The 9,197-nt window shown below is 65.7% G+C and carries 13 protein-coding genes and 1 pseudogene; 12 read left to right on the top strand and 2 right to left on the bottom strand.

Annotated features, from left to right (window positions below):
- From KBA48_RS22065 to KBA48_RS22030, 8 genes and pseudogenes are all read left to right on the top strand, one after another.
- Nucleotides 1–490 (top strand): annotated as a pseudogene (locus tag KBA48_RS22065) (hypothetical protein); the annotation flags it as partial.
- The gene (locus tag KBA48_RS22060; protein WP_292910425.1) at nt 487–822 is read left to right on the top strand and encodes a nitrogen fixation protein NifZ; all 336 of its coding nucleotides are present in this window, start codon (nt 487–489) and stop codon (nt 820–822) included. The pseudogene KBA48_RS22065 and the gene KBA48_RS22060, both read left to right, overlap by 4 nt.
- Nucleotides 819–1,058 (top strand): nitrogen fixation protein NifZ, encoded by a 240-nt coding sequence (locus KBA48_RS22055; protein ID WP_292910423.1) that lies wholly within the window; start codon nt 819–821, stop codon nt 1,056–1,058. Before KBA48_RS22060 ends, KBA48_RS22055 begins: the two co-directional genes overlap by 4 nt.
- A gap of 22 nt (nt 1,059–1,080) precedes the next feature.
- Nucleotides 1,081–1,440, top strand: a complete 360-nt coding sequence (locus tag KBA48_RS22050; protein ID WP_292910421.1) for a hypothetical protein — start codon at nt 1,081–1,083, stop codon at nt 1,438–1,440.
- Nucleotides 1,441–1,455: 15 nt separating this feature from the next.
- The gene (locus KBA48_RS22045; RefSeq protein ID WP_292910419.1) at nt 1,456–1,722 is read left to right on the top strand and encodes a hypothetical protein; all 267 of its coding nucleotides are present in this window, start codon (nt 1,456–1,458) and stop codon (nt 1,720–1,722) included.
- Complete coding sequence (locus tag KBA48_RS22040) at nt 1,719–2,903, top strand: DegT/DnrJ/EryC1/StrS aminotransferase family protein (protein WP_292910417.1); 1,185 nt, start codon at nt 1,719–1,721, stop codon at nt 2,901–2,903. Before KBA48_RS22045 ends, KBA48_RS22040 begins: the two co-directional genes overlap by 4 nt.
- A 25-nt stretch (nt 2,904–2,928) precedes the next feature.
- Entirely contained in the window at nt 2,929–3,237 is a 309-nt protein-coding gene (locus tag KBA48_RS22035) for a 2Fe-2S iron-sulfur cluster-binding protein (RefSeq protein ID WP_292910415.1), read from the top strand.
- Between the two features lie 26 nt (nt 3,238–3,263).
- Nucleotides 3,264–3,473, top strand: coding sequence for a hypothetical protein (locus KBA48_RS22030; RefSeq protein ID WP_292910413.1), 210 nt, complete (start codon nt 3,264–3,266; stop codon nt 3,471–3,473).
- 67 nt (nt 3,474–3,540) lie between these two features.
- Here KBA48_RS22030 and KBA48_RS22025 read toward each other — a convergent pair whose 3' ends face one another.
- Together KBA48_RS22025 and KBA48_RS22020 are read right to left on the bottom strand one after the other, a co-directional pair.
- Nucleotides 3,541–3,945, bottom strand: a complete 405-nt coding sequence (locus KBA48_RS22025) for a group II truncated hemoglobin (protein WP_292910411.1) — start codon at nt 3,943–3,945, stop codon at nt 3,541–3,543.
- Nucleotides 3,946–4,022: 77 nt separating this feature from the next.
- Nucleotides 4,023–4,316, bottom strand: a complete 294-nt coding sequence (locus tag KBA48_RS22020; protein ID WP_292910409.1) for a hypothetical protein — start codon at nt 4,314–4,316, stop codon at nt 4,023–4,025.
- Between KBA48_RS22020 and sufB the strand changes: the two genes are divergently transcribed.
- From sufB to KBA48_RS22000, 4 genes are all read left to right on the top strand, one after another.
- Entirely contained in the window at nt 4,315–5,796 is a 1,482-nt protein-coding gene (gene sufB, locus KBA48_RS22015; protein WP_292910407.1) for a Fe-S cluster assembly protein SufB, read from the top strand. The genes KBA48_RS22020 and sufB overlap by 2 nt on opposite strands.
- Nucleotides 5,797–5,870: 74 nt before the next feature.
- Nucleotides 5,871–6,620 carry a Fe-S cluster assembly ATPase SufC gene (sufC, locus tag KBA48_RS22010; RefSeq protein ID WP_292910429.1) on the top strand — a complete coding sequence of 250 codons (750 nt, stop codon included), beginning with the start codon at nt 5,871–5,873 and terminating at the stop codon, nt 6,618–6,620.
- 13 nt (nt 6,621–6,633) lie between these two features.
- Nucleotides 6,634–7,938, top strand: a complete 1,305-nt coding sequence (sufD, locus tag KBA48_RS22005; RefSeq protein WP_292910405.1) for a Fe-S cluster assembly protein SufD — start codon at nt 6,634–6,636, stop codon at nt 7,936–7,938.
- Nucleotides 7,935–9,185 (top strand): aminotransferase class V-fold PLP-dependent enzyme, encoded by a 1,251-nt coding sequence (locus tag KBA48_RS22000; protein WP_292910403.1) that lies wholly within the window; start codon nt 7,935–7,937, stop codon nt 9,183–9,185. Before sufD ends, KBA48_RS22000 begins: the two co-directional genes overlap by 4 nt.
- Nucleotides 9,186–9,197: the final 12 nt, after the last annotated feature.

Below are 9,197 nucleotides of genomic sequence, written 5' to 3'. Positions count from 1 at the left end.
GCCGAAACGCTATGCCCTGCGCCTGCGCAAGGACCCCCATCGGGAGGTGCGCATCCGCGTCGCCACCCTGCTGGAAGAGGCGGACCTGATCCCCATGATCCATGACCCGGATTATTATGTCCGCCTGGTCCTGGCGCGGCGGGTCGGTCCGGGTCTGCTGGCCCGTCTGGTGGCTGATCCGGAGCCGGAGGTGCGCCGGGCCGTGGCGCGGCGGGCCCCGGTCGAATGGCTGGTCGGTATGGCCCGCGACAATGATGCCGACGTCCGGTACGAGGCTGCCCTGCGGCTGCGGAAAGACCTTCTGGCGATCCTGAAATATGACCGGGACTGGCGCGTCCGGTTTGAAGTGGCCAGCCGCCTGCCATTGCCTGCTGTGGCCGACATGGCGCGGGACGAGGACATGCTGGTGCGGGAAATGGTGGCCGCCCGGCTGTCGACCCCGGCGCCGCCGCATGCCGGCCGGCCCCTGCTTCTGGAGACAAGCCCATGAGCAACATTGTCCGCGACAGCGACGTGGTGGAGATCGTCGATCCCCCCTTCTTCACCTACGGGGACAAGGTGCGGTCGCGCCGCACCATCCGCAATGACGGTACCTATGCCGGCAAGGAGATCGGCGACATCCTGGCCCGCAAGGGCGAGGAGGGCTACGTGGTCAGCATCGGTACCTTCCTTCAGCAATTCTACATCTATGGCGTGGAATTCCTGGGCAGCGGCAATCGTGTCGGCATGAAACGCAAGGAGCTGGAATCAGCCCAGGCGTTGGTTGACGAGGACGATCTGCCCCTGCCCACGGGATTGCCGCTGCCGGGAGCGCGGGCATGATCGAACCCAGACAACCGAAATATCAATGGGGCCAGCGCGTGCGCACGCTGGAGGACCTGATCAATGACGGGTCCTTCCCTGATGCCGCCCCTGATCTGGTGCTGGCACCCGCCGGGGCCGTCGGGGAGATCGTGCAGGTCGGCATGCATGTCGAGGCGAACCTGCCCGTCTATCTTGTCGAATTTCCCGACCGGCGCGTCATCGGCTGCCGGGAGGAAGAGATCTCAGCTCTATGACAGGGTAAGGAGGCCGGCGGCGATGGGTGAGCGGGCTGTTCAGATCGATGCGGTGGCCCCGGTGCGTGCCCCGCATCCCAATGAACTGGATCGGCGGCGCATCGAACGGGCCCTGAAGGGACGCCAGCGCTATCTCTATGTCGAACCGGCCGTGGTGCCGGTGGCCGGCGGCTATCGCGTGGAAAGCCCCTGCTGTTCACGCAATGTCGACCCGGACGGCGGCATCGTCGATGTGGCGCTGATCCAGTTCCGCGAGGGCGACTGGCGGCTGTTCCGCAAGGATCACAGCGGCGGGACCTGGGCCTTCCACAGCAATTACCCCCGGCTGGGTGACCTGCTGGAGCTTTTGAATGTCGATGCCGACCGGCTGTTCTGGCAGTGAAGGAGGGCGCGGACCATGGCTGTGAGCAGCAATGAGCTGGAATTGATCGAGGGGATGCTGCGCATTCCGGAGGGCGCTGATCCGTTCCCCAGTTTGCGGCAGCGCTTTGCCCACCTTGTCTGGACGCGCTGCGACGCCGCCGACGTGCTGGAGGAACCGTTCCGGTCCATCGGCCCCTTCGACCTGCATCTGCTGGATGGCAGTGACCATTGCCTGCGGCTGACGCCGGAGCCGGACAAGGCCACGGGTGTCCTGCTGGCGCGGCGGGGAGGGGTGTCATGACGGCATCCACCCTGTCCCTGGTACCGTCGATGGTGGAAGAGGAACTGATCCTCCTCAGCGATCCGGACATCACGCCCGTGGAAACGGCGGCGGTGGAGCGGGTGCTACGCTCCGCCCACCTGGCGTCGGGGGAGGTGACGGCCGCCTTCGAAGATGCGTTCGCCCGCTATCTGGGGCGCAGATATGCCGTTGGCGTGGCCAGCGGCACGCTGGGCCTGCTGATGGCCTTGCAGGCCCATGGCATCGGTCCGGGTGACGAGGTCATCGCCTCCCCATACGGTTTCCGCGAGACCCAGCATGCGATCGCACTCTGCGGTGCGCGGCCGGTTTTCGCCGATATCGACTATTGGGCCGGCACGCTGGTGCCGGAAAAGGCCGCAGCCCGCATCACCCCGGCCACCCGGGCCATCATCGCCGCCAACAATAATGGCCATCCCGCCGCCTGGGCCGGGCTGCGCGCCCTGGCCGACGCCCATGGGCTGGTCCTGATCGAGGATTCCAGCGAGGCCATCGGTTCGCGCTATCAGGGCAAGCTGGTGGGCAGTTTCGGCGATACCGCCGTGTTCGATTTCTCCCAGCCGCTGGCCTTGAGCTGCGGGGAGGGCGGCATGGTGGTGACGGATGATGTCGACATTGCCCTGGCCCTGCGACGGCAATGCCGGCGCCGGCTGGATGAACGGACATCGGTGGTGGTGGGGGCGACCGCCCCCTATCAGGCGCCGCTGAGCGATCTGGCCGCCGCCTTGGGCTGGGCGCAGTTGAGCCGGCTGGAGGAGATCCTGGAGAAGCGCCGGCAGGTCCAGCATTTCTATTTCCGGCATATCCAGTCGTTCGAGGGCATCAAGGACCCCTATATCGGGCCCGATGTCACGGAGGTGCACTGGTTCCTCTACCTTGTGCATCTGGGCACGCGCTTTTCAAGGTCCAGCCGCGATGCCATCGTGGAGGATCTGCGCCAGGCCGATGTGGAGGCCGCCGCCTATTGCCAGCCCCTGCATCTGCAGCGGCGCTATTTCGACCTTGGCTACCGTCGCGGCGATTATTTCGTTACCGAAAAGGTGGCGGACCGGGCCGTGGCGCTGCCGTTCCATAGTCACCTTACCGAAGACCAGATCGCCTTCATCGTCACCACCATGAAGGATGCCTCCATCAATGTGGGTGCCGGGGCGGCGATCTACTGAACCAGCATAGAAGGAGCTTTGCCCCATGTCCCTAGTCACCATCATGCCTTCCGGCAAGACCATCGACGCCGCAGAGGGCATGACCCTGCTGGCCGCGATCCTGGCTGCTGACGAAACCCTGACCCACAAATGCAACGGCAATGCCTCCTGCGGCACCTGTCACGTCTTTGTACATGAGGGCCGCAAGGGCCTGACGCGGGTCGCGCGGGAAGAGAATGAGAAGCTGGACAGCATCGTCGGCGTCGGATCGAAATCGCGGCTGGCCTGTCAGGCCAAGGTGCTGGGGACCGAGCCGATCAAAGTGGAACTGCTGGGCTTCGCGTCCGGCTTCTGAGCAACCCAAGACAGGAGGATAAGGCGATGGAACAGGAAAGTTTGATGATCCATGTCCGTTTCGCGCCCGATGGCAGCGTGACGGAAATCGGCGAACGTCCGCCAGGTCTGCCGGCGCAGGCCTGGTTCAATCTGCTGAGCGACAAGGCGACGGGCCGTTATCAGGCCTATGCCGGTGGGCGCGGCCTGTTCCGGCTGCCGCGTGAACTGGTTCAGGAACTGAAGGCGGCGGCCTGACGAAAGGCCGCGCCGGTTCCCGATAATCAATACGGGTGCGAAATGACCGCACGGGGCCGGGGGGTGTTTACCCCTCCGGCCTGTTGCGCATCCAGTCGGCCAAGGGGGTCAGGGCCTGCATGATGGCGTCGCGCGCCTGGGCGCTGGGCACCGTGTCCTCCAGGGCCAGACGCATGCAGTGCAGCCAGGCATCGCGCTCCGCGATACCGACCGGGAAGCCCATGTGCCGCGACTTCAGGCGCGGATGGCCGCGTTCGGCGGAATAATCGCCGGGTCCGCCCATCCATTGCGCCAGATAGAGCCGCAGCACCCGCTTGGTCTCCGTCAGGTCGGGCGCATGGATCGCCCGCAGCTCCCGCGCTTCGGGAAGGCTGTCCATCAGATCATAGAACCGGTCCACCAGCCGGGCGATGGTGGGGGCGCCACCGATCACTTCATAGATCACCGCTTGTCGGGTCGTTTGCGTCATCATGGCTCGCTCAGGATCTGCCCATGGGGTTGCGGACAGGCAGGCTGCATAAAACATGCCGGGGGCATTTACCTGTTCCCTCAAGTGCCGGGCGCTGCCTCCGGCAGCTTGGCTTGCGCGGGCATGAGCCCGCGGGCCAGCGGTCGCTGGCCTCCAAGGGTCATGTCCCATGACCCTTGTATTATCTGGCAACTGCTTTCGCTGAAAGGGATTTCGTCTCGAATCTCCCTGTCGGGATTGCGACAAAGTCGGATTGCCGACGCGGCGCGGATGTCGAAAACCCGCACAAACCGGGCGGATCGGCCGCTGGCACGGCGGTTGCTGTAGTGGTGATCAACCAATCGCATCGCCACGACCGGGATATCGATCGCCATGTCCGATGTCACCATCGCTGAACGCCCCGCCGCCGGCCCCGACGATATCCTGGACAGCATTGTCCAGGCCGAGGGCTATAAATACGGGTTCTTCACCGAGATCGAGGCGGAGGAAGCACCGCCGGGCCTGAACGAGGATATCGTCCGGTTCATCTCGGCCAAGAAGGGGGAACCCGCCTGGCTGCTGGAATGGCGGCTGAGGGCCTTCCGACGCTGGCAGACGATGGACCCGCCGGACTGGGCCAAGCTGAACATCGCCCCCATCGATTATCAGGCGGCCAGCTATTATTCCGCGCCCAAATCCCTCAAGGACGCGCCCAAAAGCCTGGACGAGGTCGATCCCGAGCTTCTGAAGACCTATGAGAAGCTGGGCATTCCGCTCGGCGAACGGGCGGCCCTGGCCGGTGTGGCGGTGGATGCCGTGTTTGACAGCGTGTCGGTCGCCACCACCTACAAGGACAAGCTGGGGGAACTGGGCATCATCTTCTGTTCCTTCGGGGAGGCGGTGCGCGAGCATCCCGATCTGGTGCGCCGTTATCTGGGCTCCGTCGTGCCGGTGGCCGATAATTTCTTCGCGGCCTTGAATTCGGCCGTGTTCAGCGATGGTTCCTTCGTCTATGTGCCGCCCGGCGTGCGCTGCCCGATGGAACTGTCAACTTATTTCCGCATCAATGCCGCCAAGACCGGTCAGTTCGAGCGAACGCTGCTGATCGCCGACAAGGGCGCCTATGTCAGCTATCTGGAGGGCTGCACGGCCCCGCAGCGTGACGAGAACCAGTTGCATGCCGCCGTGGTGGAACTGATCGCCCTGGAGGATGCCGAGATCAAATATGCCACGGTCCAGAACTGGTATCCCGGCGACGCGGAAGGCCGGGGCGGCATCTATAATTTCGTCACCAAGCGCGGCGCCTGCCGGGGGCATCGCGCCAAGATCTCCTGGGCGCAGGTGGAGACGGGTTCGGCCATCACCTGGAAATATCCCAGCTGTCTGCTGGAGGGCGACCATTCGGTCGGCGCCTTCTATTCGGTGGCCATCACCAATAACCGCCAGCAGGCCGATACCGGCACCAAGATGATCCATATCGGGCGCAATACCAGCTCGACCGTGATCTCCAAGGGCATATCGGCGGGGCGCGGCCAGAACACCTATCGCGGGCAGGTCAAGGTTCTATCCGCCGCCGACGGGGCCCGCAATTATACCCAGTGCGACAGCCTGCTGATCGGCAAGTCCTGCGGCGCCCATACCGTGCCCTATATCGACGTGCGCCACCCCGGCGCCAAGGTGGAGCACGAGGCGACGACGTCGAAGATCAGCGACGAGCAGATGTTCTACTGCCAGCAGCGCGGCCTGACGGCCGAGGATGCCCTGTCGCTGATCGTCAACGGCTTCTGCAAGGAAGTGCTGAACGAGCTGCCGATGGAATTCGCGGTCGAGGCACAGAAGCTGCTGGCCGTCAGTCTGGAAGGCAGCGTGGGCTGATCGCGCCCCGCCCCCCGTTTTCATGTTCGACGGTCTCCCCGCCCTGGAACGAAAGGATTTTCGCTATGGTCAATATTCTGGAAGTCCGCGGCCTGCGGGCCCGCATCACGGGCGGACGGGAGGTGCTGAAAGGCATCGACCTGACCGTCGCCCCGGGGGAGGTGCACGCCATCATGGGGCCCAATGGTGCGGGCAAAAGCACGCTGTCCAGTGTGCTGGCGGGTAAGCCCGGCTATGAGGTGACGGCGGGATCGGTGCTCTACAAGGATGTGGACCTGCTTTCCATGCCGCCGGATGAGCGGGCGCGGGAAGGCGTGTTCCTGGCCTTCCAGTATCCGGTGGAGATCCCCGGCGTGAACAACACGTATTTCCTGCGCGCCGCCCTGAATGCCGGCCGCCGCCAGCGCGGCCAGCCGGAACTGGACGCACAGCAGTTTCTGAAGGCCGTGAAGGAAAAGCTGAAACTGCTGGATATCGGCGACGACCTGCTGCGCCGTGCCGTCAATGTCGGCTTCTCCGGCGGGGAGAAGAAGCGCAATGAGATTTTCCAGATGGCCATGCTGGAGCCCAATCTGGCGTTGCTGGACGAAACCGACAGCGGCCTGGACATCGATGCGCTGCGCACCGTGTCGGACGGGGTGAACCGGCTGCGCGATCCGGGCCGGGCCATCGTCATGGTCACCCATTACCAGCGGCTGCTGGACTATGTCGTGCCCGACCATGTGCATGTGCTGGCCGATGGCCGCATCGTGGCGTCGGGCGACAAGTATTTCGCGGCGGAGCTGGAACGCACCGGCTATGCCCATCTCTGCGATGCCGCCTGAGGGGGGGACCGCCATGCTGATCACCGATGACAGTGCCCCCTTCCAGGAAGCCTACCGCCAGCTGCTGGCCGGGACGGACCAGCCGGACTGGCTGCGGTCGCAGCGGCAGGCGGGGATGGAGAGGTTCACCGATCTGGGCTTTCCCACCCGCCGGCAGGAGGCCTGGCGCTTCACCGACCTGGAACAACTGACGGCGCAGCCGCGCCTGCCCAGCCTGGATGGCGCCCCGCCGCTGCCGGCCGACCTGCTGGAACCCTGGCGTCTGGCGGGTAAAACCCATCGGCTGGTGCTGGTCAATGGCCGCTTCGACCCGGCCCTGTCCGCCATCGGCACCCTGCCGGACGGGGTGTGGCTGGCCCCCCTGGCGGAGACGGTGCTGCGGCGTCCCGACGTGGCGGCCATGGCGTTCGGTGCCGATGGCAATGCCTTTGCCTTCCTGAACGCCGCCCTGTTCACCGACGGGGCCGTGCTGGTGCTGGCACCGGGAACGGTGCTGGAATTGCCGGTGGAGGTCATCCATTACAGCGCGGGCGACACCCAGGTGTCGGCGCATCCCCGGCTGCGGGTCATGCTGGGCGACGGGGCCCGCGCCACGCTGGTGGAAACCGCCGCCGGTGACGGCAATGGCTGGACCAATGCCGTCATCGACGTGACCCTGGGGGCGGATGCGGCACTGACCCATGTGCATGTGCAGGGCGAGGGCGCGGATGCGGCCCATACCAGCCTGCTGACGGCCGAACTGGGCCGCCGGGCCCGGTACCGGACCTTTGCCTTCATCACGGGGGCCAGCCTTTCCCGGCGCGACATGCAGGTGACGCTGTCCGGGCCCGGTGCCGTCTTCACCCTGCACGGCGCCTATCTGCTGGATGGCGGACAGGAAGCGACGCTGGCCGTGCGGGCCGACCACAAGGTGTGCGACTGCCGCACGGAAGAGGTGGTGAAGGGTGTGCTGCAAGGGGCCGCGCACGGCGTGTTCCTGGGTACGGTGGCGGTGCGGCCGGGCGCCGACGGCACCGATGCAAGACAGTTGAACCGCAACCTGCTGCTGAGCCCGTCCGCCCGCGTCGATACCAAGCCGGAGCTGGAAATCTTCGCCGACGACGTCAAATGCAGCCACGGCGCCACCGTGGGCAGCCTGGACGAGGCGGCCTTGTTCTATCTCCAGGCCCGTGGCATCGATCCGGTGACGGCCCGGTCCATGCTGGTGGCGGCGTTTGCCGCCGAAGTGATCGATGCCGCCGGACTGGAGGGAGAGGTGGAGGTGCTGCTGCGCCGGCATCTTGCCCGCTGGCTGGGCGGGGAAGGGGGGCTGGGATGAACCTGCTGCTGAAGGAACGCGCGTCGCCGGCGGCACCGGCGTTCGATCCGGAGGAACTGCGCCAGCAATTCCCCATCTTTGCCCGCAACCCCGGTCTGGTCTTCCTGGACACGGCCGCCAGCGCGCAGAAGCCGGCCGCCGTCATTGACGGGCTGGCCGAATTCTATCGCGGTGACTATGCCAATGTGCATCGCGGCGTCTATCGCCTGAGCGCCCGATCCACGCAGCGGTACGAGGCGGCGCGGGAGACCGTGGCCCGGTTCCTGAACGCTGCCGCGTCGGAAATCGTGTTCGTGCGCGGTGCCACGGAAGGGATCAATCTGGTGGCCCAGAGCTGGGGGCCGGCCTTCCTGAAGCCGGGCGATCAGGTGCTGGTATCGGAACTGGAACATCATTCCAACATCGTGCCCTGGCAGATGCTGCGCCAGCGCCTGGGTATCGAGCTTGTCGTGGTGCCCATCGACGCATCGGGCGGGCTGGACATGGTGGCCTTTGCCCGCCTGCTGGGGCCGCGTACCAGACTGGTGGCCATTACCCATGTCGCCAATGTCAGCGGCTGTGTCGTGCCGGTGGCCGATATCGTGCGGCTGGCCCATGAGGCCGGCGCCAGGGTGCTGCTGGATGGGTGTCAGGCGGTGCCGCGCCTGCCCGTGGATGTGCGGGCACTGGGCTGCGACTTCTATGTCTTCTCCGGCCATAAATGCTATGGCCCCACGGGGATCGGTGCGCTTTATGCCCGCGAGGGGCTGCTGGACGCGATGCCGCCCTGGCAGGGGGGCGGGGACATGATCCGCACCGTCTGCTTTGACGAGACCACCTATCAGGATGGACCGCAGCGGTTCGAGGCGGGGACACCCGACATTTCCGGCGCCATCGGTCTGGCCCTGGCGCTGGACTTCATGACCGGGCTGGGCGGTGATGCCATCCGCGACCATGAAGCGGACCTGACCCGTCATGCGGAGGCGATGCTGGGCGATGTGCCCGGCGTCAGCCTTGTCGGCGCCGGGGATGAACGGCTGGGGGCGGTGTCGTTTCTGGTCGATGGCATCCATCCTCACGATCTGGCCACCATCTTTGACCAGTATGACGTGGCCGTGCGCGCCGGACATCATTGCGCCCAGCCGCTGATGGACCGGCTGGGCCTGCCGGCCACGACCCGCGCCTCCTTCGGGGTTTACAGCATCAGGGCCGATGTCGATGCGCTGGTGGCGGCGGTGCGCGCCGCGCAGAAACTGTTCGGCTGTTGAAGGGGGGAAAAG

It is taken from the genome of Niveispirillum sp. (assembly GCF_017996735.1).
In the GTDB taxonomy this organism is placed as follows: Bacteria; Pseudomonadota; Alphaproteobacteria; order Azospirillales; family Azospirillaceae; genus Niveispirillum.
This window is presented reverse-complemented; position numbering and strand designations above follow the sequence as displayed.

Bases quoted from the DNA above. Each gene is read 5' to 3' on its own strand.
- KBA48_RS22020 (WP_292910409.1), bottom strand. From the start codon at position 4,316: ATGGCGATCGATATCCCGGTCGTGGCGATGCGATTGGTTGATCACCAC.
- KBA48_RS22025 (WP_292910411.1), bottom strand. From the start codon at position 3,945: ATGATGACGCAAACGACCCGACAAGCGGTGATCTATGAAGTGATCGGT.
- sufD (WP_292910405.1), top strand. From the start codon at position 6,634: ATGCTGATCACCGATGACAGTGCCCCCTTCCAGGAAGCCTACCGCCAG.
- KBA48_RS22030 (WP_292910413.1), top strand. From the start codon at position 3,264: ATGGAACAGGAAAGTTTGATGATCCATGTCCGTTTCGCGCCCGATGGC.
- KBA48_RS22040 (WP_292910417.1), top strand. From the start codon at position 1,719: ATGACGGCATCCACCCTGTCCCTGGTACCGTCGATGGTGGAAGAGGAA.
- KBA48_RS22035 (WP_292910415.1), top strand. From the start codon at position 2,929: ATGTCCCTAGTCACCATCATGCCTTCCGGCAAGACCATCGACGCCGCA.
- KBA48_RS22045 (WP_292910419.1), top strand. From the start codon at position 1,456: ATGGCTGTGAGCAGCAATGAGCTGGAATTGATCGAGGGGATGCTGCGC.
- KBA48_RS22055 (WP_292910423.1), top strand. From the start codon at position 819: ATGATCGAACCCAGACAACCGAAATATCAATGGGGCCAGCGCGTGCGC.
- sufB (WP_292910407.1), top strand. From the start codon at position 4,315: ATGTCCGATGTCACCATCGCTGAACGCCCCGCCGCCGGCCCCGACGAT.
- KBA48_RS22000 (WP_292910403.1), top strand. From the start codon at position 7,935: ATGAACCTGCTGCTGAAGGAACGCGCGTCGCCGGCGGCACCGGCGTTC.
- KBA48_RS22060 (WP_292910425.1), top strand. From the start codon at position 487: ATGAGCAACATTGTCCGCGACAGCGACGTGGTGGAGATCGTCGATCCC.
- KBA48_RS22050 (WP_292910421.1), top strand. From the start codon at position 1,081: ATGGGTGAGCGGGCTGTTCAGATCGATGCGGTGGCCCCGGTGCGTGCC.